General features: G+C 65.0%; 22 protein-coding genes. 7 read left to right on the forward strand and 15 right to left on the reverse strand.

Going from position 1 to position 22,299, the window contains the following annotated elements:
* Window positions 1–33: 33 nt before the first annotated feature.
* Window positions 34–1,617: a class I adenylate-forming enzyme family protein gene (locus ABWP89_RS13130; protein WP_502915289.1), complete on the forward strand. Its 1,584-nt coding sequence runs from the start codon at window positions 34–36 to the stop codon at window positions 1,615–1,617.
* Complete coding sequence (locus tag ABWP89_RS13135; RefSeq protein ID WP_353229797.1) at window positions 1,610–2,785, forward strand: acetyl-CoA C-acyltransferase; 1,176 nt, start codon at window positions 1,610–1,612, stop codon at window positions 2,783–2,785. Before ABWP89_RS13130 ends, ABWP89_RS13135 begins: the two co-directional genes overlap by 8 nt.
* Window positions 2,786–2,950: 165 nt before the next feature.
* On the opposite strand, the gene ABWP89_RS13140 is transcribed toward ABWP89_RS13135, so the two are convergent.
* Together ABWP89_RS13140 and der are read right to left on the reverse strand one after the other, a co-directional pair.
* A complete protein-coding gene (locus ABWP89_RS13140; RefSeq protein WP_353229798.1) occupies window positions 2,951–3,376 on the reverse strand; it encodes a DUF983 domain-containing protein in 426 nt (141 codons plus the stop codon).
* A complete protein-coding gene (gene der, locus ABWP89_RS13145; protein ID WP_353229800.1) occupies window positions 3,373–4,758 on the reverse strand; it encodes a ribosome biogenesis GTPase Der in 1,386 nt (461 codons plus the stop codon). The genes ABWP89_RS13140 and der overlap by 4 nt, the downstream gene beginning before the upstream one ends.
* 294 nt (window positions 4,759–5,052) lie before the next feature.
* Here der and ABWP89_RS13150 point away from each other — a divergent pair, with 294 nt between their 5' ends.
* Window positions 5,053–5,937 carry a CHAP domain-containing protein gene (locus ABWP89_RS13150; protein WP_353229801.1) on the forward strand — a complete coding sequence of 295 codons (885 nt, stop codon included), beginning with the start codon at window positions 5,053–5,055 and terminating at the stop codon, window positions 5,935–5,937.
* Between the two features lie 12 nt (window positions 5,938–5,949).
* Here ABWP89_RS13150 and ABWP89_RS13155 read toward each other — a convergent pair whose 3' ends face one another.
* From ABWP89_RS13155 to ABWP89_RS13175, 5 genes are all read right to left on the reverse strand, one after another.
* Window positions 5,950–6,501, reverse strand: coding sequence for a pseudouridine synthase (locus ABWP89_RS13155; RefSeq protein ID WP_353229802.1), 552 nt, complete (start codon window positions 6,499–6,501; stop codon window positions 5,950–5,952).
* Window positions 6,498–6,866, reverse strand: coding sequence for a reverse transcriptase-like protein (locus ABWP89_RS13160; RefSeq protein ID WP_353229804.1), 369 nt, complete (start codon window positions 6,864–6,866; stop codon window positions 6,498–6,500). The genes ABWP89_RS13155 and ABWP89_RS13160 overlap by 4 nt, the downstream gene beginning before the upstream one ends.
* A 42-nt stretch (window positions 6,867–6,908) precedes the next feature.
* The gene (locus ABWP89_RS13165; RefSeq protein ID WP_353229805.1) at window positions 6,909–8,651 is read right to left on the reverse strand and encodes a response regulator; all 1,743 of its coding nucleotides are present in this window, start codon (window positions 8,649–8,651) and stop codon (window positions 6,909–6,911) included.
* Window positions 8,652–8,785: 134 nt separating this feature from the next.
* Window positions 8,786–11,047 (reverse strand): xanthine dehydrogenase family protein molybdopterin-binding subunit, encoded by a 2,262-nt coding sequence (locus tag ABWP89_RS13170; RefSeq protein WP_353229806.1) that lies wholly within the window; start codon window positions 11,045–11,047, stop codon window positions 8,786–8,788.
* On the reverse strand, window positions 11,044–11,508 hold the full coding sequence (locus tag ABWP89_RS13175; protein WP_353229807.1) for a (2Fe-2S)-binding protein: 465 nt from the start codon (window positions 11,506–11,508) through the stop codon (window positions 11,044–11,046). Before ABWP89_RS13175 ends, ABWP89_RS13170 begins: the two co-directional genes overlap by 4 nt.
* A 115-nt stretch (window positions 11,509–11,623) precedes the next feature.
* Between ABWP89_RS13175 and ABWP89_RS13180 the strand changes: the two genes are divergently transcribed.
* Window positions 11,624–12,592, forward strand: coding sequence for a magnesium and cobalt transport protein CorA (locus ABWP89_RS13180; protein ID WP_353229808.1), 969 nt, complete (start codon window positions 11,624–11,626; stop codon window positions 12,590–12,592).
* 28 nt (window positions 12,593–12,620) lie between these two features.
* On the opposite strand, the gene ABWP89_RS13185 is transcribed toward ABWP89_RS13180, so the two are convergent.
* The 6 genes from ABWP89_RS13185 to ABWP89_RS13210 form a co-directional block, all read right to left on the reverse strand.
* Complete coding sequence (locus ABWP89_RS13185) at window positions 12,621–12,899, reverse strand: BrnA antitoxin family protein (RefSeq protein ID WP_353229809.1); 279 nt, start codon at window positions 12,897–12,899, stop codon at window positions 12,621–12,623.
* Entirely contained in the window at window positions 12,889–13,140 is a 252-nt protein-coding gene (locus ABWP89_RS13190; RefSeq protein WP_353229810.1) for a BrnT family toxin, read from the reverse strand. The genes ABWP89_RS13185 and ABWP89_RS13190 overlap by 11 nt, the downstream gene beginning before the upstream one ends.
* Before the next feature lie 97 nt (window positions 13,141–13,237).
* The gene (gene mmsB / locus ABWP89_RS13195; RefSeq protein ID WP_353229811.1) at window positions 13,238–14,119 is read right to left on the reverse strand and encodes a 3-hydroxyisobutyrate dehydrogenase; all 882 of its coding nucleotides are present in this window, start codon (window positions 14,117–14,119) and stop codon (window positions 13,238–13,240) included.
* 54 nt (window positions 14,120–14,173) lie between these two features.
* Entirely contained in the window at window positions 14,174–14,956 is a 783-nt protein-coding gene (locus ABWP89_RS13200; protein ID WP_353229813.1) for an enoyl-CoA hydratase-related protein, read from the reverse strand.
* Window positions 14,953–16,017, reverse strand: coding sequence for an enoyl-CoA hydratase/isomerase family protein (locus ABWP89_RS13205; RefSeq protein WP_353229814.1), 1,065 nt, complete (start codon window positions 16,015–16,017; stop codon window positions 14,953–14,955). The genes ABWP89_RS13200 and ABWP89_RS13205 overlap by 4 nt, the downstream gene beginning before the upstream one ends.
* Window positions 16,014–17,156 carry an acyl-CoA dehydrogenase family protein gene (locus tag ABWP89_RS13210; protein ID WP_353229815.1) on the reverse strand — a complete coding sequence of 381 codons (1,143 nt, stop codon included), beginning with the start codon at window positions 17,154–17,156 and terminating at the stop codon, window positions 16,014–16,016. The genes ABWP89_RS13205 and ABWP89_RS13210 overlap by 4 nt, the downstream gene beginning before the upstream one ends.
* Before the next feature lie 98 nt (window positions 17,157–17,254).
* Between ABWP89_RS13210 and ABWP89_RS13215 the strand changes: the two genes are divergently transcribed.
* Both ABWP89_RS13215 and ABWP89_RS13220 read left to right on the forward strand, forming a co-directional pair.
* Entirely contained in the window at window positions 17,255–18,316 is a 1,062-nt protein-coding gene (locus ABWP89_RS13215) for a helix-turn-helix domain-containing protein (RefSeq protein WP_353229817.1), read from the forward strand.
* Between the two features lie 159 nt (window positions 18,317–18,475).
* Window positions 18,476–19,273 carry a sterol desaturase family protein gene (locus ABWP89_RS13220; RefSeq protein ID WP_353229818.1) on the forward strand — a complete coding sequence of 266 codons (798 nt, stop codon included), beginning with the start codon at window positions 18,476–18,478 and terminating at the stop codon, window positions 19,271–19,273.
* Here ABWP89_RS13220 and ABWP89_RS13225 read toward each other — a convergent pair.
* Window positions 19,263–20,762: a CoA-acylating methylmalonate-semialdehyde dehydrogenase gene (locus tag ABWP89_RS13225; RefSeq protein ID WP_353229820.1), complete on the reverse strand. Its 1,500-nt coding sequence runs from the start codon at window positions 20,760–20,762 to the stop codon at window positions 19,263–19,265. The two genes, ABWP89_RS13220 and ABWP89_RS13225, sit on opposite strands and share 11 nt — an antisense overlap.
* Before the next feature lie 99 nt (window positions 20,763–20,861).
* Between ABWP89_RS13225 and ABWP89_RS13230 the strand changes: the two genes are divergently transcribed.
* A complete protein-coding gene (locus ABWP89_RS13230) occupies window positions 20,862–21,755 on the forward strand; it encodes a LysR family transcriptional regulator (protein WP_353229822.1) in 894 nt (297 codons plus the stop codon).
* Window positions 21,756–21,783: 28 nt separating this feature from the next.
* Here the strand turns inward: ABWP89_RS13230 and ABWP89_RS13235 are convergent, their stop codons facing one another.
* The gene (locus ABWP89_RS13235; protein WP_353229823.1) at window positions 21,784–22,137 is read right to left on the reverse strand and encodes a DUF3297 family protein; all 354 of its coding nucleotides are present in this window, start codon (window positions 22,135–22,137) and stop codon (window positions 21,784–21,786) included.
* Window positions 22,138–22,299: the final 162 nt, after the last annotated feature.

Below are 22,299 nucleotides of genomic sequence, written 5' to 3' on the forward strand. Positions count from 1 at the left end.
GGCGTGGCGGATTCGATTACCATCGCGGATGTCATGGCGGCGGAATTCCTTCCGCTGCCGACGATCCTGGCCGCGCACGCCGCCCGGCGCGGCGCGGCCATCGCGCTGGCCGACGAACACACCCAGCTGACCTGGGCAGAAATGGACGCCGTGACCGACCGCATCGCTGCCGGATTGCAAGCGGCGGGCGTGATGCCCCGTGATCCGGTGGCGATCGCTGCGTCCAATTCGGTCACGGCGGCATGCGCGTTTCTGGGCATTTTGCGTGCCGGTGCGGCGGCGGCCTTGCTCACCTCCACCGCTTCGGGCGAAACGGTGATGGCGATGCTGGCCGACAGCGGCGCGCGGGCGCTGTTTCTGGATGCGGCAATGGCGGACAAGATTGCCCACCTGCCATTTCCGGCAGGCGTCACCCGCGTGGCCACCGACGACAGCAGCGCCGGCATTGCGCTGTCGCAATGGCTGCCACCGCCGGGCACTGCGCCCGCGCAGGTCGATATCCAGCCCGAAGACCCGTTCAACATCATCTATTCATCGGGCACCACCGGCAGCCCCAAGGGCATCGTACAAAGCCACAAGATGCGCCACGAATATGCGCGGCGCACGCTGGCGGGCGGGTATGGCGATGATACGTGCGTGATCTGTTCCACTCCGCTCTATTCCAACACCACGCTGGTCAGCTTTTTCCCGGCGCTGGCGGGCGGCGGCAAAGTCGTGCTGATGGCGCGGTTCGATGCACGGCGGTTTCTGCAATTGTCGCAAGACCAGCACGTGACCCATGCCATGCTGGTGCCAGTGCAATACCGCCGGATCATGGAACTGCCCGATTTCGACAGTTTTGACTTGTCGGCCTATGTCATGAAATCGTGCACATCGGCGCCGTTTCCGGCGTGGCTGAAGGCCGACGTGGTCAAACGCTGGCCGGGCGGGCTGATCGAAGCCTATGGCATGACCGAGGGCGGCGCATCGGCGATCCTGCTCGCGCACCAGTTCCCCGACAAGCTGCATACCGTGGGGCAACCATCGCCCGGCCATGTCATGAAAATCATCGATGAGGACGGCCGCGAAGTGCCGCCAGGTGCGACGGGCGAAATCGTCGGCCATTCGCCGGTGATGATGACCGGTTACCACGGGCAGGACGCCAAGACGCGCGAAGTCGAATGGTTTGATGATGAAGGGCGCCGCTATATCCGCCATGGCGATGTCGGGCGGTTTGACGAAGACGGCTTTCTGATCCTGATGGACCGGTCGAAAGACCTGATCATTTCGGGCGGGTTCAACATCTATCCCACCGATCTTGAAGCGCAGCTGACCTGCCAGAGCGCAGTGCGTGAAGCGGCCGTAATCGGCGTGCCATCCGACGCCTGGGGCGAAACCCCGCTGGCGGTGGTGGTGCTGGCCGATGCCGACGCCGACCCGGCCGCTATTCTGGCCCAGGCGAACAGCAATCTGGGCAAGACCCAGCGAATCAGCGGGATCGAAGTGGTCGATGAACTGCCGCGCAGCCCGATCGGCAAAGTTTTGAAACGCGATCTGCGCGACCGTTTCGGCGGCAACCCGATTACCCAGGCTTTTGGTGATAAAACAGTGACAAAAAGGAACACAGACAATGCGTGATGCAGTCATCGTGAGCGTTGCGCGCACCCCGATCGGGCGCGCCTACAAAGGGGCCTTCAACGCCACGCCGGGCGCCACGCTGGGCGCGCACAGCCTTCGCGCCGCGGTCGAACGCGCCGGGATCGAAGGCGGCGAAGTGGATGACGTGGTGTGGGGCAGCGCGCTGCAACAGGGCACCCAGGGCGGCAACATCGCGCGCCAGGTGGCTTTGCGCGCCGGGCTGCCGGTGACGGTGTCGGGGCAATCGATGGACCGCCAGTGTTCATCGGGGCTGATGAGCATCGCCACCGCGTCAAAACAGGTGATTTTTGACCGCATGGACGTGGTCGCCGCCGGGGGCCAGGAATCGATCAGCCTGGTGCAGACCAAAGAGATGCGCGTGGCCGCCGATCCATCGCTCTATGCCATGCACCAGGCGATCTACATGCCGATGCTGCAAACCGCCGAAGTGGTGGGCAAGCGCTATGGCATTGGCCGCGATGTGTGCGATGCCTATGCGTTCCAGTCGCAGCAGCGCACTGCCGCGGCGCAGGCCGCCAACCTGTTCGCCGATGAAATCGTGCCCGCCACCGCCACGATGGCAGTGGCCGACAAGGCCACCGGCGAAGTCACCCACCACGAAGTCACGCTGACCAAGGATGAAGGCAACCGCCCCGAAACGACGCTGGAAGGGCTGAACAGCCTGAAACCGGTGCTGCCCGACGGCATCGTCAGCGCCGGCAACGCCAGCCAGCTGTCCGACGGATCGGCCGCAGTCATCATCATGGACGGTGCGCTGGCCGCCAAAAAGGGTCTGACCCCGCTGGGGCGCTACGTGGGCATGGCGGTGGCCGGTACCGAGCCCGATGAAATGGGCATCGGGCCAGTCTATGCCATTCCCAAGCTGCTGGAACGGTTCGGGCTGGGCATCGGCGACATCGGCCTGTGGGAACTGAACGAGGCGTTTGCGGTGCAGGTGCTGTACTGCCGCGACCGGCTGGGCATCCCCGACGAGCTGCTCAACGTCAACGGCGGCTCGATCTCGATCGGGCACCCCTATGGCATGACCGGCGCGCGCTGCTCCATGCACGCGCTGCTCGAAGGCAAACGGCGCGGAGCCAAGCATGTCGTGGTGACGATGTGCGTGGGTGGCGGCATGGGCGCCGCCGGCCTGTTCGAAGTGTTCTGACCGGGTAATGGCTGCGCGGGTGGGGCGGCAATGCCCGCTTCACCCGTACCCGGCCAAGCCCGAGATAACGATGTCATGATGCGCGAGCGGACCCCGTCACCCCGGGTCAAGCCTGGCGAGACGTGAATTTTGGTGGCCTCAGGTTAACATCGCCCCCGGCCCGCGCTATTCGACCCCAGCCTCAACCTTGCCCGGGCGCGCGGCAAAGCCCTGCATGCCCATCCACCATTGCAGCGCGATGATCGCGCCCTTGGCCGGTTGCAGCAGGCTCATCAGCATCGTCACCGCGATCGTCACCGCGATCAGCACGGTCAGCCAGGTCGGGATTGCCGTCGCGCTGCCCAGCAGGATCATGATCGGCGCCATCACGTGGCCGGTGACGATGATCGCGACATAGGGCGGGAAATCGTCCGCCGCGTGCAGTGTCCAATCCTGCGAACACAGCGGGCAGCGATCGACCGGTTTGAGGAATTTCGCGAACAGCCGCGCGCCGTTGCAGCGCGGGCAGCGGCCCATGAAGCCCCGGCGCAGCGCTGCCATCACCGAATGCGGCAGATCGGGCAGGAATGCGGTGATCGCGGGGGCAATCATTTGGGCGCGAACGGGTTTTTGGCGCTGCGCAGCGTCAGCCGGATCGGCACCGCATCAAACCCCAGCTCGCGGCGAATGCCGTTGATCAGATAGCGGCGATAGCTTTCGGGCAGCTGGTCCAGCCGCGTGCCGAACAGGATAAAGCCCGGCGGGCGGGTCTTGGCCTGGGTAATATAGCGCAGCTTGATGCGGCGGCCACCGGGCGCGGGCGGCGGATTGGCCGACAGCGCATCGTCAAACCAGCGGTTGAGCGCGGCGGTCGGCACGCGCTTGCTCCACGCATCGCGCAGCGTGAACGCCGCGGCCAGCATCTGGTCCAGCCCTTTGCCGGTGCGCGCCGATACCGCCAGCACCGGCACCCCGCGCACTTGCGCCAGACCATCGTCGAGCGCGGCGCGGATGCCGTTGAACAGACCGCTCGGGTCTTCGGCAATGTCCCACTTGTTGATCGCGATCATCAGCGCGCGACCTTCTTCAAGCACCAGCGACGCAATTTTCAGATCCTGGTGTTCCAGGCCCCGGGTGGCATCGAGCAACAGCACCACGACTTCGGCAAAATCGATGGCGTGGCGCGCATCGGCGACGGCGAGCCGTTCCAGCTTTTCCACCACCAGCGCCTTTTTGCGCATGCCGGCGGTATCGATCAGCCGCACCGGGCGCGCATTGCCGCTGGCCGGATCGTGCCAGGTCCAATCGATCGCGATCGAATCGCGGGTGATCCCCGCCTCTGGCCCGGTCAGCAGGCGGTCCTGGCCCAGGATGCGGTTGATCAGCGTGGATTTACCCGCATTCGGCCGGCCCACGACGGCAAATTTCAACACGCTTTCGGGGTCGTATTCGGGTTCGTCGGGATCGCGTTCGGGGGCCTCTTCGCGTTCGCCGATCAGTGGCAGCAGCGCCTGAAACAGATCGGCCAGGCCTTCGCCATGTTCGGCCGAAAACGCCACCGGTTCACCAAAGCCCAGCGAATAGCATTCAAAAATGCCCGCATCGCCCGCGCGCCCTTCGGCCTTGTTGGCCAGCATCACCACCGGTATCGATGTTTCGTGCAGATGGCGCCCGATTTCTTCGTCCAGCAGGGTCAGCCCGGCGCGCGCATCGATCACGAACAGCGCGACCGATGCCCCGACCAGCGCCGCCTCGGTCTGCATCCGCATCCGCCCGGGCAGGCTGGCGATGTCTTCGTCTTCCCAACCCGCGGTATCGACGATGGTAAAGCCCAGCCCCAGCAGGTCCGCTTCGCCGAATCGCCGGTCGCGAGTCACCCCCGGCTGATCATCGACGAGCGCCAGTTTCTTGCCCACCAGCCGGTTGAACAGCGTTGATTTGCCAACGTTGGGGCGGCCGATAATCACGACTTGGGGTAAAATGGGGGGGGACATGCCAAGTCCCGTGGCGCCTTATTGGCGGAAAAGCAAGCAATTGCGGGCCGATCTGCCGAAACACTGCGTGTCTGGCAGCGGTTTTGCCGACCTGGTGCCAGATTGAAAGCGATTATACTCGGCATAAGGCCGGCCAGTGCCGATCGTAGGCAAGATCGATGCCTAAGGGGTATTAACCTTACCGCTCAGGCACGCCTTAACCGCGATGGGGCCATGGTGATACGCATGACGGGATCTACCAGAAACGCATCCGGAAGCGCGCAAGGCCACATACCCCACCGGGGATGGATTGCGGTGTGGCTGGCATTCGCAGCTGCAATCATCGCGCAACCGGCGCAGGCGCGGCCGGCAACAATGGCGCTCAATGCCGATGCCGCAGGCGACAATGATGAAACCGACGCGCTGCCCTATCAGCAATGTGTGCCGTTTGCGCGCACGGCATCGGGCATCCAGCTCTATGGCGACGCGCTGACCTGGTGGGACCAGGCCCAGGGACACTATGCCCGCGGGCGGCAGCCCAAAGTGGGCGCGGTGATGAGCTTTCGCCCCTATCACGCGATGGCACTGGGGCATGTCGCGACGGTCAGCCGGATCATCGATTCGCGCACCGTGCTGTTGCGCCACGCCAATTGGTCACCGATCGATGGTCGGCGCGGGCAGGTCGAAATGGACGTGCGCGCGGTCGATGTATCGACCGACAACGACTGGAGCGAAGTGCGCGTGTGGTATGCGCCGATCGGTGACCTAGGCACCACGCGCTGGCCAGTCAACGGATTTATCTACAACCAGAAACCGCGCGGGGGCGAAGGCGTGCTGCTGGCCAGTACCAACCCAGTGCCGCACCGTTCCCCTGCTGATACAATAGCGGATGCTGCGCCCGCCCGCCCGGCGCGCATCGATGCCAATTTTCTGACCGGGATCACCGCCGAACGCGGCACGGTAACGCCGCGCTTCGCCACGAATCCCTTGTTCCGCAGCACCCCGCTCCGCGCCCAGCCGGTGCGCAGCGAGCCAGCGCGCAGCGAACCGGCCCGCAGCGAACCGGCCCGCAGCGAACCGGTACGAGCATGGCTTACCGCCGGGCCGCCGCAACGCGCGACCATGGCCACCGCGCCGCTGTTGCGCGACGATCCCATCGGCCGGATCATTGCCGCGCATATGAAACGCGACGCCGGCTGAGCGGCGCGGGTATCACCAGCGGGGCGGCTGCAAGTCGCACCATTGCCCGGTGGGCAGGTCGTCCAGCGTCCAGTCACCAATGCGCCAGCGCACCAGCCGCAGCGTGGGCAGGCCGACCGCCGCGGTCATCCGCCGCACCTGGCGGTTGCGCCCTTCGCGGATGGTCAGGCTGATCCAGCCATCGGGCACGGTTTTGCGAAACCGCACCGGCGGATCGCGTGGCCACAGCGCCGGCGGCGCCATTGCCGCGGCCTCTGCCGGCAAAGTCGGCCCGTCGTTCAGCATCACGCCCTGTTGCAACCGCGCCAGTTGATCGGGCTGCACCACGCCCTCCACCTGGACCCAATAGGTCTTGGGCAGTTTGAAGCGGGGATCGGCAATCCGTGCCTGCAGGTGCCCATCGTCGGTCAGCAGCAGCAGCCCTTCGCTGTCACGATCCAGCCGCCCCGCCGGATAGACCCCCGGCACCGCGACAAACGCCGACAGATTGGCCCGCTCTCCTGCTCCGCCGGTAAATTGCGACAGCACCCCGAACGGTTTGTTGAACGCGATCAGCCGCGTCATGCGCCGTTCTGCGAAAGGGCAATGCCGGCCAGATTGTGTGACCGCGCCACATGGCGCACCCGCACCCGGTCAAATCCCGCCGCCAGCACCCGGAATTGCGCCAGATAACCGCCAAACCGCACCGGAATGCGCCGCGCGCGCCCGCGCACCTGGTCGACCACCATCGCCGAATCGCCCAGCAGCACCACATCGCCCGCGCCCAGGTCGCGTGCCACCGCCAGCGCATCGAGCAGCGCCAGCCATTCGGCATCGTTGTTATCGCCCTGCCCGCGATCCGCCCGGTGATAGACCACGCCGCCTGTGAACACCGCGGTTTCGATCACCCCCGGATTGGGCCGGCACCCGCCATCGAACCAGATTTTCATGGGCACGGCCATAGCATGCGACCAGTGGCGGGCAATCGGCGCTTATGCCGCGCTGGCAATCGCGGCGGCATCGCGGTTGAACGCGATCGTCACGCGGGTGCCTTTGCCAGGGGTAGACGCAACCTTGAGATCGGCTTTCGCATTCTGGCGCAGCGACCGCACGATCAGTTCACCCAGCTTGCCGCGCCGGGGCCATTCAACGCCTTCGGGCAGGCCGACCCCGTCATCGGCGATCGTCACCCGGCATCCGGTCGCATCGGTCAGGCTGTGCAGTGTGATGGTGCCGCCCTCGCGCCCGACAAACGCATGTTTCAGCGCGTTGGTCAGCAATTCGTTGGCGACCAGCCCCGATGGCAGCGCCACATTGACTGACACCGGATAGGAATCGACCTTCAGATCAAGGCGGATGCCCTCCACCGCATGGGCGTGCATGACCGACGATGCAATTTCGCTGAGGTATATACCCAGATCGATTTCATCGGTTTGCGAAAAATCGGACAGCAGCCGGTAAATGATCTGGATCGAATTGATCCGCCCCTCCAACCGGTCGAGCGTGATCCGGTCATCGCTTTTGTAATAATTGCGCGCCTCGATGCGGATCAGCGAGGTGATCATCTGCAGATTGTTTTTCACCCGATGCTGAATCTCGAACAGCATCGCGTCTTTTGCGCGGATTTTTTCGGCCAGAGCATCGCGGTCGCCGGCGCGTTCCGGGTCAACCATGACCAGCGCGGTCAGCCGGAACGCCGGGCGATTGTCATCATCGACGATCACGCTGGCATAGGCATCGACCGTCACAGGTTCGCCGCCGCGATCGATTTCAAACGTGCCGACCTGGTCGTTGGCCTCGACAATCGCCTGGCCCAGCACGCGATCGGGCCGGGCCGGATCACGCCCGCGCAACGCTGCCCACGACTGGCCCTGGATTTCGGACCGGGTCTGCGCGGTCAGCTGTTCAAACGCCGGGTTGGCGTAAACGATGGTTTCGGCCGCGCCCATGGTGGCGATGACGATGGCCATCGGCATTGCTTCAAAAAAGCGCTGAAACTGTTCATCGTCAAATTCGCCTGGCGGTAGCCCGGTCGACAGCGTTGTGGCGCCCGGTTGCTGCAATTGCGCAGTCGCACCATCGCCAGCGCTGTCGGCGTCGGACCACGCGGCGGTCTGCGCCAGCCGCGCCAGATCGGGCAGGGACCGCGAACCGGTGCGCTGCATGACCAGCGCGCGATGGCTTTCCACCGTGCGCTGGCTGATCCCCAATTTGTCGGCGATCACCTTGTTGGCGTGGCCCGCCAGCACCAGCAGCATCACATCACGCTGGCGCCGGGTCAGCACGCCGATGCGGGCGGCGGCGGCGGCCTGTTCGGTCGCCAGTTTGCCACGATCGCGTTCGGGATCGATGCAGCGTTTAACCGCCAGCAGCAATTGCGGAACCAGCACCGGCTTGGCAATCAGATCAAATGCGCCGGCCTTCATCGCGGCGACCGCGACCCGCATATCGCTGGCCCCGGTGATGACAATCACCGGCACGCGGTGGCCCCTGTCGCGCAGCTGGTCCAGCAGGTCCAGCCCGCTGATCCCCGGCAGATGGATATCGAGCAGCAGGCAGGCCACGCGTCCTGCGCTGAACGCCGCCAGAAATTGTTCCCCGTCAGGGTAAACGTCGACATCCCAGCCCGCGTCTTGCAGCGTGTCGCGCAACGCCTGGCACACGATCGGGTCATTCTCGACCACCGCAATCACGCGCTTTGGTTCGACCGGTGGCGTGGTCGCGGTTCTGGGCATTGGCAAATCGCTTCTGTCCCCGACCATCGAGCCAGTGACTGCTATCGTTCAGCAGGGTGATTGCACCGCGTGCAAGCGCATGTTCCGGACAGCATACGTTCTGGATCAGGACGTAAGCGCCCCCATTCCATTCGTTAGGCCAGCCCCTTCCCTGACGATAGGGGCATGGCCCGAACCGGCTTGCCAGTCAACCGCGCTATCGCATTGGCCACCGCCGGCGGCACCGCGGGCAATCCGGGTTCGCCGATCCCGCCCATTTTCTCACCGCTTTCGACGATGCGCGTGTGAACCTGTGCCATCGCATCGGGGCGGAGGATGGCGTAACCATCCAGATTGCGGGCGATCGGCATGCCATCACGATAGACCGCCTGTTCACACAGCACTTGCGACAGGCCCAGCGCCGATGCCGACATCACCTGTGCCGCGACGATCGCCGGGTTAACGATGCTGCCAGGATCGATCGCCTGCCAGATGGTGTGGACGCGCACCTGCCCCTGGTCGATCGACACTTCGGCAATGGCGGCGGTTTCCGATCCGAACGGCGACGACATGGCGATCCCGCGCGCGCGGCGGCTGCCATCGGGCGCCGTGTACGGCCCCGGCTGCCACCCGCCAGACAGATCGGCCACAGCCCGCAACAGCGTGGTCAGGCGGCGATTGTCCGCCAACAGGTGCAGCCGCAATTCATAGGGGTCCTTGCCGCCCTTCACGGCAATTTCATCCAGGAAGCATTCGTAAAAGAAATCGTTCATCGAATGGCCGACCGACCGCCAATAGCCCAGCGTGATCGGGGTTTTGACATAGCGTTGCGCGATATGCCGATGGGGGATGGCGTATTGTTTGCCGGTCACCCCTTCCAGCGCGCTCGCATCCAGTTTTTCCCCGCGTTTGTTGGCGATGCCTTCACCAGGCCCTTCGCAGGCGCTGATCGCCTCGATCGCCACTGGCATGCCCGCCGCATCCAGCCCGGCGCGGAACTGCACCAGGGCCATCGGCCGCAGCGTGTCGCGCAAAAATTCCTCTTCACGCGTCCAGATCACCTTTACCGGGCGGCCCACCGCCTTGGCCAGGGCAATCGCCTGGGGATAGGGATTGGCGGTGTTGTATTTGAAATGGCGGCCGAAAAACCCGCCCAGCATGGTCGAATGCAGCGTGACCCGGTCTGGCGCCACGCCGGCGCGTGCCGCAATATCGGCCAGGAACGCGTCGGGCGACTGGTTGGGCGCCCACACCTCCAGCGATCCATCGGGGTTGAACCGCGCCAGCGTCGATGGCGGTTCCAACTGCGCATGGTTCAGGAACTGGCTTTGATAGCTGGCCGTGATCACGCTGGCCGCGCCAGCAAAAGCGGTCGCGGCATCGCCGGCGGTTTCGGCCATCTCACCCGGGCCACTCGCGCTGGCCAGCAGCTTTGCATGCGCCTCGGTCGAAAAATCGGCGGGCATATAGCGCATGGCGGTCTTGTCCGCCGGTTCGATCCAGTCGACTTGCGCCGCCTCCACCGCTCGGCGCGCGTGCCAGAACCGTTCCGCCACCACCGCCACCGCGCCGGGCAGGGTGTGCACCGAATGCACGCCGTGCATCGCGCGGATCGCATCGGCGTTGCGGATCGTGCCGGGTTCCAGCCCCAGCCGGGGCGCATGCTGAATGGCCGCGTGCAGCATGCCAGCGACATGTGCGTCGATCGCATACATCGCGCGGCCGGTCGATTTGGCGCGCACATCAACCCGCGCCAGCGGCTTGCCGATCCAGCGGAACCGGCTTTTGTCCTTCAACGTGACACTGTCGGGCGCGGGCGCCGGCAGATCCAGCGCCTGCGCCGCCAGCGCGCCATAGGCCAGCCTGCGCGACGTGCGCGCGTGGACGACATGGCCCGGTTCGGTCGTCAGTTCGCCCACCGGCACGCCCATGCTCTGCGCCCCTGCGGTCAGCAGCATGGCGCGCGCGATCGCGCCCAGCCGCCGCATGGTCAGGTGGCTGGTGCGCACCGAACTGCTGCCGCCGGTGCCGCGCCGGCCATTGACCATGACCTTGTAATCCGGGCCGACGGGGGCGTTTTCGACCACGAACGTGGCGGGATCGGCGTCAAGCTCTTCACCCACCAATTGCGCCATCGCGGTAAAAATGCCCTGCCCGCCTTCGACAAACGGGCATTGCAGGCGCACCGTGTTGTCGGCGCGGATTTCCAGGAACGCCGGCACGCGGGTGCCGGGCACCACCGCCGTCGCTGTTCCATCAGCGCGTGCCGCATTGATTGGCAGGCCAAATCCCAGCACAAACGCGCCGGCCGACGCCCCGGCCGAGGCCATCAGAAAGCGGCGGCGCGACACATTGACCGGCGCCCCGGTCGGCAGCGCCTCGGCGGCAGACCCGTCGTCTGGCAGTGGCGCGGTCATGCGGCAGCTCCCTTGGCACCGGCCAGGTCATGCACCGCGGCGCGGATCGTGGTATAAGTGCCGCAGCGGCACAGATTGGTCATGGCGGCATCGATATCGGCGTCGGTGGGGTGCGCTTTGCCCTTGATCAGCGACGTTGCGGCCATCACCTGCCCCGATTGGCAATAGCCGCATTGCGGCACCTGGTGGCGCACCCAGGCCTCCACCACCCGCGCGCCGACCGGATCATGCTCCACCGCCTCAATCGTGGTGATCGCCTTGCCCGCGACCGATTCCACCGGGGTCACGCACGACCGCGTGACCACCCCGTCGATCATCACCGAACAGGCACCGCATTGCGCGATGCCACACCCATATTTGGTGCCGGTCAGACCCAGATCATCGCGAATCACCCACAGCAGCGGGGTTTCGCCCAGCGCATCGATAGTGTGCACCGTGCCGTTGACATGCAGCCTGATCATTTGCGCGCATCCTTCGCCGTTTGCGTCGAACATGCGCAGCCACCGGGGCAAGGTCAACGCCTTTGCATTGCGGCGTGATCTGTTACGACGTCGCAAAATCAGCGGATGAGGCACGATGACGGTTGTTGCAGCCTATCTTTACCAAAACGGCCAGCGGATGCGCGCGGTGTCGATCGATGAACGGGTGGATTGCGCGCGCGAACGGTCGGAATTCGTGTGGATCGGCCTGGCCAACCCGACCGCGGACGAATTGCGCCGCCTGCAAACGGCCTATGATCTGCACCCGCTGGCGGTCGAAGACGCGCTAAAGGCCGACCAGTTGCCCAAGATCGACATTTATGGTGATCAGCTGTTCGTGGTCGCGCGCACCGCGCATATTGGCGAGGGCGAGATTGCCTATGGCGAAACCGCGATGTTTGTCGGCCACAGCCACATCATCAGCGTGCGCCACGGATCGGCGCGCGCGCATTCCACGCTGCGTGCAGAGCTGGAAGCTGTGCCGGCCCGGCTGGTGCATGGTGTCGATTACGTGCTGCACGCCATTCTGGATTTCATCGTCGATGGCTATCTGCCGCTGGTCGAAACGGTCGAGGACGAAGTACTGGCGATGGAACGCCACACCATCGACAGCTTTCTGGGCCGCGACGAAATCACCCGCATTTTCAACCTGCGGCGCGAACTGACCCGGTTTCAGCGCGTGCTGGTGCCGATGAACGAAGTGGCGACCAAGCTCGTCAATGTCGATTTGCCGTGCATCGACCCGGAAACGCGGCCCTATTTCAACGATGTGCGCGACCATGTGCGCCGCGTGCAGACGATGGTCGATGATTTGCGCGAAGTGCTGGTGTCGGTGTTCGAATTCAGCAACCTGCTGGAACAGCAACGCACCGGGGTGATCACCCGCCAGCTGGCAGCCTGGGCGGCGATCCTGGCGGTGCCCACCGCGATCGCCGGGATTTACGGCATGAATTTCGAAAACATGCCCGAACTGAAATTCCGCTATGGCTATTTCATCATCCTGGGCGTGATCAGCGTGATCTGCGGCATTTTGTATGTGCGATTCAAACGCACAAAGTGGTTGTAGCGGGCAGATCGATGGACTGACGGCGCGATCAGCCGGGCAGGGCCGCGCGCAGGGCCTCGTTCATCCGCGACTGCCACCCCGCACCGGTGGCGCGCCACGCGGCGATCACATCGGGATCGAGCCGCAAGGTAATCGATTTCTTGGCATCAGGCTTGGTCGTCCCGACCGGCCGCCCGCGCTTGCCTTTGCCAAACGCGGCGCGAATGTTTGCCGGGATTTGATCACCACGCAATGCACGCGCAAAATCCGCTTCAGTCCATTCCGGGTTGTCATCGTCAAACACGACCGGGGGCAGATTATCGGACATTGCGCTTCATCTCCTTCGCATGGGCGCGGCGCAAGCTAATCGCCCGGACCACGCCGCCTCGATCAGTGCCCGCCAGACAATAGGCCACGCCGTCGATCACGCCATAAAGCCGGAAGCGGGGTTCATTGAACCGGCTGTCATCGACATAGGCAAGCACATCAAGATCCGCCGCCCGCGCCAGCGAAATGCCATGCTTGGCAAGATTCGCGGCATCTTTGGTCGTGTCGAACTCGACGTCCATAGATTATATGTAACTGCATTTTAATTACAGCGCAAGATCATTCCAAGGCCGCAACCAAACAGGTGGTGCGCGCGCTTTTGCTACGCGCGCTCCCCCGTCACCCCCGCATGGTCTTGATGATCGCGGAAAAATCCAGTCCGGCGTTGCCCGCGCTGGCAAACGCTTCGTACAGTTCGGCGGCGCGGCGGCCCATGGGCACGTCGGCGCCGGCGTCGGTGGCGGCGGCCATGGCCAGGCGCAGGTCCTTCAGCATCAGTGCGGTGGCAAAGCCGCCCTGGTAATCGTTGTCGGCGGGGGTTTTGGGGCCCACGCCGGCCACCGGGCAATAGCTGGTCATCGACCAGCTTTGCCCCGATGCCTTTGACGATATGTTGTAAAAGGTCTGCAGGTCCAACCCCAGCTTTTCGGCCATGGCAAACGCTTCGCTGGTGGCCACCATCGTCGCGCCCAGCAACATGTTGTTGCAGATCTTGGCCGCCTGCCCGGCGCCTTCGCCGCCGGCATGGATCACCGCGCTGCCCATCGCCGCCAGGATCGGCTGCGCCGCGGCAAAGGCGGCATCGGTACCGCCGACCATAAAGGTCAGCGTGCCGGCATTGGCGGCGGCGATCCCGCCCGACACCGGGGCATCGACCATCTGGTGGCCCTTGGCAGTGGCCTGCGTGATCACATCGCGGGCGGTGGCAACATCGATGGTCGAACAATCGATCAGCAGCGCACCGGCAGGCGCCCATTTGAACACGTCATTGTCGAACACGTTGTGCACGATCGTGCCATTGGGCAGCATGGTCACCACCGCATCAACCCCCTGCAGCGCGGCATTGATGCTGGTATGCGCGGTGCACCCGGCCAGCTTGGCCCGCTCCAGCGCGGCGGCATCCAGGTCGAAGGCCTCCACCTTGAAGCCTTTGGCGACCAGATTGGCGGCCATGCCGCCACCCATATTGCCCAGCCCGATGAACGCGATGCGCTTGGCCATGTCTCGATCCTCTTTTTGTGATTCCTGGCCCGCCCCGGACACGGGGCGGGTGGCTTATGATCCGGTGAACACGCCTGCGCGTTTTTCGATGAAGGCGGCCATGCCCTCAGCCTTGTCGGCGGTCGCGGTCAGGACCTGGAACACGCGGCGTTCGAACAGAATCCCCTGATCGAGCGTGGTTTCGAACGCGGCGTTGACCATTTCCTTGTTGGCGATCGCGGCCAGCGGCGGCATCGCGGCGATCGCGGCGGCGGTTTTCAGCGCGTCGGCGATCAGGTCGGCCAGCGGCACCACCCGCGCCACCAGCCCCGACCGTTCCGCCTCATGCGCGTCCATCATCCGCCCGGTCAGGCACATTTCCATCGCCTTGGCCTTGCCCACCGCGCGGGTCAGGCGTTGTGATCCGCCCATGCCGGGGGCCACGCCGAGTTTCACTTCGGGCTGGCCAAAACGGGCATTGTCCGACGCGATGATGAAATCGGCCATCATCGCCAGTTCGCACCCGCCGCCCAGCGCAAAGCCGTTGACCGCCGCAATCCACGGTTTGCGCGTAGTTTTCACCAGGTGGCTGGTCCACCGTGCAAAGAAATCGCCGGCAAAGAAGGCGGACGTCTGCTTGTCGGCCATTTCCTTGATATCGGCGCCGGCGGCAAACGCCTTTTCGCCCGCCCCGGTCAGCACCGCGCAGCGCTGCGCCGGATCGGCCTCAAACGCGGCAAACGCGGCGATCAGATCCTCCAGCACGTGGCTGTTCAACGCGTTGAGCGATTGCGGCCGGTTGAGCGTGATCAGCGTCACCGCGTCATGGTGTTCGACCAGGATGGTTTCATAGCTCACAGCGGTTTCCATTCTTCGTCAGCGGGCAGCGGCGCAAAGATCGCATTCAGCAGATCATCGGTCACCAGTTCGGGGGTGGGCGGGTTCCAGCGCGGCGCATGATCCTTGTCGATGATCACCGCGCGCACGCCTTCGGCAAAATCGGGGCGCAGAATCACGCGGGCACCGATGCGGTATTCCATCGCCATGTTGGCAGCGAAGTCGTCGCAATGCAGGCTGTCACGCAACTGGCGCAGCGCAACCTTGCAGGTCTGCGGGCTTTTGGTGCGCAGCGTGGCCAGCGTGGCCGTGGCCCATTCGCCGCCATCCGCCGCCAGCGCGGCCAGAATATCTTCATACCGGTCGGATGCGAACAGGCGGTCGATATCGCCGCTTTGGCTGGCAACTTTGGCCACCGGTGGCACCACCGCCAGCCGGTGCAGGATCGCCGTCGCCGCGTCGGGATCGGCAATCAGCGCCGCCTTTGCCTCCGCCAGCGCGGCCTGCGGCAGGTAATGCGTGGCCAGGCCCGCCCACAGGCAATCGGCGCCGTCCAATCGCGCCCCGGTCAGCGCCATGTATGACCCCAGCCGCCCGGCCAGCCGTGACAGGTACCAGCCGCCGCCCACATCGGGAAACAGTCCGATCCCGGTTTCGGGCATGGCCAGCCGGGTTGCTTCAGTGGCCACGCGGAACTGTGCCGGCCCGGCAATGCCGACCCCGCCGCCCATGGTGATGCCGTCCATGAACGCGATCACCGGTTTGGCATACGTCAGGATCAGGTGGTTGAGCTGGTATTCCTCATAGAAAAACTGCCGCGCCGCCACGCCCTGGTCACCCAGCGCCGAATCGCGCAAAAACGCGATATCGCCACCCGCGCAGAAGCCGCGCCCTTCGGCATGGTCGATGATCACCGCCCGCACCGCAGGATCATCGCGCCACGCCAGCAACGCCGCGGTCATCGCACGCACCATGTCCAGCGTCAGCGCATGGAGCGCGCGCGGGCGGTTGAGCGACAGGTGCCCCACCGCTCCGGCGACACGCGCCAGCACGGTCGCCTCGGTTGCAGCCGGTTCGGTCATTTCAACAGGTCCCGTCCCACGATCATGCGCATCACTTCGTTGGTGCCTTCCAGAATGCGGTGCACGCGCAGGTCGCGCCAGAACCGCTCGATCGGATAATCCTTCAGATAGCCATAGCCGCCAAACATCTGCAGCGCACGATCGACGATCGATGATCCGTTGTCCGTCGCCAGTTTTTTGGCCATCGCCGAAAAGCGCGTCTTGTCGGGCGCATCGGCACCGACTTTGGCCGCGGCGAGATAGAGCAGCGCGCGCGCCGCTTCCAGATCGGTGGCCATGTCGGCCAGCTGAAATTGCGTGTTCTGAAATTCGGCGATGGTGCGGCCGAACTGCGCGCGGGTTTTGACATAGGCGATCGCTTCATCCAGGCAGCGTTGCGCGCCGCCCAGCGAACAGGCGCCGATGTTCAGCCGCCCGCCATCGAGCCCGGCCATGGCAAAGCGGAACCCGTCGCCTTCATCACCCACGCGATTGGCCACCGGCACGCGCGCGTTGTCGAAAATCACTTGCGCGGTCGGGCTGGCGTTCCACCCCAGTTTGCGTTCGGGCAGGCCGAACGACACGCCCGGCGTGTCACGGTCGATCACCAGGCACGAAATGCCCTTTGGCCCCGGCTCCCCCGTGCGGACCATGGTCACATAGACATCGTTGACCCCGGCGCCCGAAATGAACTGCTTGGTGCCCGACACCACATAATCATCGCCATCGCGCCGCGCGGTGGTGCGCAGGGCCGCCGCGTCCGATCCGCTGCCCGGCTCGGTCAGGCAATAGCTGGCCATCAGGTCCATGCTGACGAGGGCCGGCAGATAGCGCGATTTCAGCGCATCGTCGCCAAACCGGTCGATCATCCAGGCGGCCATGTTGTGGATCGAAATGAACGCTGCCGTGGTCGGGCAGCCATAGGACAACGCCTCGAATATCAGCGCCGCATCCAGCCGTCCCAGCCCGATCCCGCCCGCCTCTTCGCTGACATAGATCGCCGCAAAGCCGAGTTCGGCCGCCGCGCGGATCGCATCACGCGGAAATTCATGCGCCTCGTCCCACTGCGCGGCAAAGGGCGTGATCGTATCGGCCGTAAACCGCCGCGCCATATCCTGGATCGCCAGCTGGTCATCGGTAAGGCTGAAAAGGTGGGTCATGGTCGGCCTATGGTGCAACGGGAAAGGCAAGAAACGCAATCATCGACATGGCGGCCTGCAGCATGGACGTCGCCTGCCGGTTTGGCCATAGTCGGGGTATGGAACATACGCCAATCGACACTGTTCTGCGCCTGGTTGCCGTGGGCGAAATGCTGGTGGTGGCGCTGGTCGTCGCGTGCAGCGGCGCCTTTCCGGCGATCCGCCGGGGCACGGCGGTGCTGCTGACCGGGGTGATCGGATACCTCGTCCATTCGGCGCTGGGTTTCGACAGTGCCGGGACCCCGGTCGGATTTGTGGTGCTGACCGTGGCCACGGCAACCCCGCTGGCGCTGTGGCTGTTTGCCCATGCGCTGTTCGAACGACGGCCCGACCGGCGCGTGGCGGTGGCCGCCGCCGTACTGCTGCTGGCCAGTATCATTGCTCCGGCCGCCGGCGGATGGTGCACCCTGTTCGAACCCTGGCTGGACCGTGCCGGCCACACAATCATGGCATTGCTGGTGCTGGATTCGCTGCGGGTGGCGCTGCGCAGCCGCGCCGATGACCTGAGCGAAAAGCGGCGCCGGTTTGCGCTGACGTTTGTCGGGCTGGTGGGGGTTGAGGCACTGGTGGTGGTGCTGGGCGAAGCGTGGTTCGGTTTTGACCATATCCCGGTTGCGCTGCGCCTGACCGAAGCGGTGCTGATCCTGGTCGCCGGGCTGATCGTGGGCGGAACTTTGCTCGACGCCGATCTCGCGCTGATCGGCGCACCGGTGCCGCCGGTCGATGGTCCAGCGCAGCCGGAGGCTGACGGGCTCAGCCCGGCCGAACGTGTGCTGAGCGACCGGTTGGACGAAGCCATGGCCGCCGGAGTGTGGCAAAATCCAGGGCTCGGCATCGGCGATCTGGCGCTGCACCTGGGCGTGCCCGAACACCGGCTGCGCGCGCTGATCAACCAGAAACTGGGCTATCGCAACTTTTCCGCGTTTCTCAACACCCGCCGCATTGCCGAGGCGAAGGCGCTGCTGGCCAGTTCCGACCATGTCGCGCTGCCGGTGCTGACCATCGCGATGGACCTGGGGTATGGTTCGCTGGCGCCGTTCAACCGCGCCTTTCGCGAAGCGACCGGGCAGACCCCCACCGATTTTCGCCGGGCGGCGTTCGCCGGGAACAAAAAAATCTGATCGATTGCGAAATCGATCGGCATTTTCCGGCAGCGCAGAGCCGGCACAGCGCGGATCTGACAGGGCAGCGTCCATTGCTTTGCCACGGAGATCCCGATGCCGCTGCCCCCCGACGCCCTGCTTTTGCTTTCCCGTTTCGCGCACCACATGGCGGGTGGCGTGCAAATCGAACTCACCCGTTACCTGGTTGCCGCCGGCGGGGTCGCGGCCCTGGTGTGGCTGTGGCGCCGCCGCATCGCCCACCGCAAGATTCAGCCACGCGCCGCCGGGCGCAGCGACGTTATCCGCGAACTGCGCCAGTCGCTGTGGACCATCGTGGTGTTTGCGGTGGTCGATCTGCTGACGTTGGCGCTGATTGCCGGTGGGGTGATTGCCATGGCGCATGGCCCGGCCGTCCCGATGACGATCGGCTGGCAGGTGATCGTGCTGATCGTGCTGCACGATGCGTGGTTCTACTGGATGCACCGCGCCTTGCACAGCCGCGCGCTGTTCCGGCCGCTGCATCTGGCGCATCATCGCAGCCGCACCCCGACCAGCTGGGCCGCCTACAGCTTTGCCACCGGCGAAGCCGTGACCGAGGCGCTGGCGATCCCCGCCATGTTCCTGATCATCGCCGCAATCGCGCCCGTGGAACCGGTCGCGGTGTTCGTGTTCCTGGGCCACCAGATTGCGCGCAATGCCATCGGCCATTCGGGCCACGAACTGGCGTGGAGCGGCTTTACCCGATCGCCATGGACCGGATGGCTGACCACCACCACGCACCACGACCTGCACCACAGCGAAGCCCGCCACAATTACGGGCTGTACTTCACGTGGTGGGATCGCTGGATGGGCACCGAACATCCTGGTTACCATGACCGTTTTGAGGCGGTAGCGACCTCACCGCGCGTGGCGGCCGCCGCCACTTCGGTCAGCCCACACAGTTCGGTCAGCCCACACACTTCGGTCAACCCATAGTCGGGATGACAAAGGCATTGGCGCCATCAACCGCGCCATCGGGCCAGCGCTGGGTCACGGTCTTGATCCGGGTCCAGAACTTCACCCCTTCGATGCCGTGCTGGTTGGTGTCGCCAAACGCAGATCGTTTCCACCCGCCGAACGAATGATAGGCGACCGGCACCGGCAGCGGCACGTTGATCCCGACCATGCCGACATTGACCCGCCGCGCAAATTCGCGCGCGGCGTGGCCATTGCGGGTAAAGATCGCCACGCCATTGCCATATTGGTGCTTGCTGGGCAGTTCCAGCGCCTCTTCAAACGAAGCGGCACGCACCATTTGCAGCACCGGGCCAAAGATTTCGTTGTGATAGCTGTCCATCGTATCGGTCACATGGTCGATCAGCGTCGGCCCGACAAAGAACCCCTGTTCATGACCCTGCAGCGTAAATCCGCGGCCGTCGATCACCAGTTCGCTGCCTTCCGCTTCGGCGCGGGCAATCCAGTCTTCGATCTTCGCCTTGTGCGCGGCGGTTACCACCGGGCCATAATGCGCATCGGGATCGGTCGACACGCCGATTTTCAGCGCGCGGATCGCCGGGATCAGCTTCGCCTTCAGCCGTTCGGCGGTGTCTTCGCCTACCGGCACCACCACCGGCAGCGCCATGCAGCGTTCGCCCGCCGAACCGAAGGCCGCACCCGCCAGATCGTTGACCACCTGGTCCAGATCGGCGTCGGGCATGACGATACCGTGGTTCTTGGCACCGCCCATCGCCTGCACGCGCTTCCCGTTGGCGGCACCGCGCTGATAGACATAGTTGGCGATATCGGACGACCCGACAAAGCTGACCGCGCCGATCGCCGGATGATCGAGGATGGCGTCGACCATTTCCTTGTCACCATGCACGACCTGGAAAATGCCCGCGGGCAGCCCGGCCTCAAGAAACAGTTCGGCCAGCCGCACCGGCAGCGACGGATCACGCTCCGACGGTTTGCACAGGAACGCATTGCCAGTGGCCACCGCCACCGCGCCCATCCACAGCGGGATCATCGCCGGGAAATTGAACGGGGTGATGCCGGCGCCGATGCCGATCGGCTGGCGCATCGAATAGACATCGATGCCCGGCCCGGCGCCCTCGGTATATTCGCCCTTTTGCCCGTGCGGAATGCCGCAGGCGAATTCGACGACTTCGAGCCCGCGCTGGATATCGCCGCGCGAATCCGCGATCACTTTGCCATGTTCGCTCGACAGCAGATGCGCCAGTTCGGTCATGTGCGCTTCGACCAGATCCTTGAACCGGAACAGCACGCGCGCGCGGCGTTGCGGGTTGGTGGCGGCCCAGGCGGGCTGCGCTGCCGACGCCGCGGCCACCGCGCGATCGAGCGTGGCGGCATTGCCCAGCACCACTTCGGCCTGCACCGCGCCGGTGTTGGGGTCGAACACATTCGCGCGCCGGCTGTTGTCGAGCCCGGCGGTGCCGCCGGCGATGAAATGGTCGATCAGGCGCATGACGGCGGTTCCTTTGCGGTCGGTTCGTGTGTTGGATTTTCGCCTGCACGGTCGAACCGTTGCATGCAACAGGATAAAATGCGATGCACGCCTGCAATTATGCAGGCACCAGACTGGAATGACTATCAGGCCTTTCTGGCCGTGGCGCGGGGCGGGCAACTGGCGCGCGCGGGCGCGACCATGGGCGTGGATGCCACCACCGTGGGGCGTCGTTTGCGCCGGCTGGAAACCCGGCTGGGCGCAACACTGTTCGAACAGACCCGCGAAGGCCAGGTGCTGACCGAAGCAGGCGAGGCGCTGCTGGCCGAGGTGGAGGCGATGAGCCAGGCCGCCAGCCGCATCGCCGAACAGGCGGGCGGCGCCGGCACCACCGGATTGCTGCGCATCAGCCTGACCGAGGGGCTGGCAGGGGCAGTGGTCGCGCCCGCGCTGAAAAGCTTTGTCGAGGCGCATCCGCGGCTGACGGTCGACCTGGTCGCCTCATCTGGTTTGCTCAGCCCGTCAAAACGTGAGGCGGATCTGGCGGTAACGCTGTCGCGCCCGCGCGCCGGTCCGGTGATCGCGGGCAAGCTGTCGGATTATTCCATGCGGTTGTATGCCACGCGCGGCTATCTGGCGCAGCACGGCACGCCGTTGCACAGCGCCGATCTGGCGCATGGCCACCGCCTGATCGGCTATATCCCCGATCTGCTGTTTGCGCCCGAACTGCGCTACCTGGCGGATTTCGAACCGGGGTTGAGCGCCAGCCTGCGGTCATCGTCGATCGTGGCGCAGGCGCGGATGATCGGCGCCGGCGCCGGGATCGGCGTGCTGCCCTGTTTCATGGGCGATTCCGACAAATGGCTGGTGCCGGTGCTGCCCGACCAGCGCATCATTCGCAGCCTGTGGCTGGTGACGCACAAGGACACCCATGCGCTGGCGCGGGTGCGCGCGTTCAAGGACTGGCTGACCGCCCTGATCGCGCGCGAACGGCCCCGCCTGCTGCCACGTTAGAAACTGACCGGATTAAGGTTTGGCGGCGTTAGAGTTTGGCAACCGGGGCATCTTCGCCCAGATCTTCAAACCACGCCTCCACCGCGCCCTGCAGCTTGATGGTCAGCGGATTGCCCTTGCGATCCAGCGTGCGGCCGGCCTGCACCCGCACCCAGCCTTCGGAAATGCAATATTCCTCGACATTGTTGCGCACTGTGCCCTTGAACCGGATACCAATGCCGCGCGCCAGCAGATCGCCATCAAACCACGGGCTGCGCGGTTGGATCGCCAGCCGGTCGGGCGGCACATCGGCGGCCGCATGGGTGGCTTCGGCGGTTGCCTGGGTCTGGGGTTCGACGCTGGCGTCGGGTTCGGCGGGCGGCACTGGTGTGATATCAGTCATGGCATCAGGCAAATATCTTGCTTCCCCCACTTGTCAATCACCGGCCAAGGCGATAGTGGCCCGCCTTCGTTCCGGCGCGCCTGCGACTATCATGTCCGGCGCCGCCCGACGGGCGCGTAGCTCAGTGGTAGAGCACACCCTTCACACGGGTGGGGTCGCAGG

Origin of the sequence: Novosphingobium sp., from assembly GCF_040398825.1 — a bacterium.
Lineage (GTDB): Bacteria > Pseudomonadota > Alphaproteobacteria > Sphingomonadales > Sphingomonadaceae > Novosphingobium.

Bases quoted from the DNA above. Each gene is read 5' to 3' on its own strand.
- ABWP89_RS13130 (WP_502915289.1), top strand. From the start codon at position 34: ATGGCGGCGGAATTCCTTCCGCTGCCGACGATCCTGGCCGCGCACGCC.
- ABWP89_RS13135 (WP_353229797.1), top strand. From the start codon at position 1,610: ATGCGTGATGCAGTCATCGTGAGCGTTGCGCGCACCCCGATCGGGCGC.
- ABWP89_RS13140 (WP_353229798.1), bottom strand. From the start codon at position 3,376: ATGATTGCCCCCGCGATCACCGCATTCCTGCCCGATCTGCCGCATTCG.
- der (WP_353229800.1), bottom strand. From the start codon at position 4,758: ATGTCCCCCCCCATTTTACCCCAAGTCGTGATTATCGGCCGCCCCAAC.
- ABWP89_RS13155 (WP_353229802.1), bottom strand. From the start codon at position 6,501: ATGACGCGGCTGATCGCGTTCAACAAACCGTTCGGGGTGCTGTCGCAA.
- ABWP89_RS13160 (WP_353229804.1), bottom strand. From the start codon at position 6,866: ATGAAAATCTGGTTCGATGGCGGGTGCCGGCCCAATCCGGGGGTGATC.
- ABWP89_RS13165 (WP_353229805.1), bottom strand. From the start codon at position 8,651: ATGCCCAGAACCGCGACCACGCCACCGGTCGAACCAAAGCGCGTGATT.
- ABWP89_RS13170 (WP_353229806.1), bottom strand. From the start codon at position 11,047: ATGACCGCGCCACTGCCAGACGACGGGTCTGCCGCCGAGGCGCTGCCG.
- ABWP89_RS13175 (WP_353229807.1), bottom strand. From the start codon at position 11,508: ATGATCAGGCTGCATGTCAACGGCACGGTGCACACTATCGATGCGCTG.
- ABWP89_RS13180 (WP_353229808.1), top strand. From the start codon at position 11,624: ATGACGGTTGTTGCAGCCTATCTTTACCAAAACGGCCAGCGGATGCGC.
- ABWP89_RS13185 (WP_353229809.1), bottom strand. From the start codon at position 12,899: ATGTCCGATAATCTGCCCCCGGTCGTGTTTGACGATGACAACCCGGAA.
- ABWP89_RS13190 (WP_353229810.1), bottom strand. From the start codon at position 13,140: ATGGACGTCGAGTTCGACACGACCAAAGATGCCGCGAATCTTGCCAAG.
- mmsB (WP_353229811.1), bottom strand. From the start codon at position 14,119: ATGGCCAAGCGCATCGCGTTCATCGGGCTGGGCAATATGGGTGGCGGC.
- ABWP89_RS13205 (WP_353229814.1), bottom strand. From the start codon at position 16,017: ATGACCGAACCGGCTGCAACCGAGGCGACCGTGCTGGCGCGTGTCGCC.
- ABWP89_RS13210 (WP_353229815.1), bottom strand. From the start codon at position 17,156: ATGACCCACCTTTTCAGCCTTACCGATGACCAGCTGGCGATCCAGGAT.
- ABWP89_RS13215 (WP_353229817.1), top strand. From the start codon at position 17,255: ATGGAACATACGCCAATCGACACTGTTCTGCGCCTGGTTGCCGTGGGC.
- ABWP89_RS13225 (WP_353229820.1), bottom strand. From the start codon at position 20,762: ATGCGCCTGATCGACCATTTCATCGCCGGCGGCACCGCCGGGCTCGAC.
- ABWP89_RS13230 (WP_353229822.1), top strand. From the start codon at position 20,862: ATGCAGGCACCAGACTGGAATGACTATCAGGCCTTTCTGGCCGTGGCG.
- ABWP89_RS13235 (WP_353229823.1), bottom strand. From the start codon at position 22,137: ATGACTGATATCACACCAGTGCCGCCCGCCGAACCCGACGCCAGCGTC.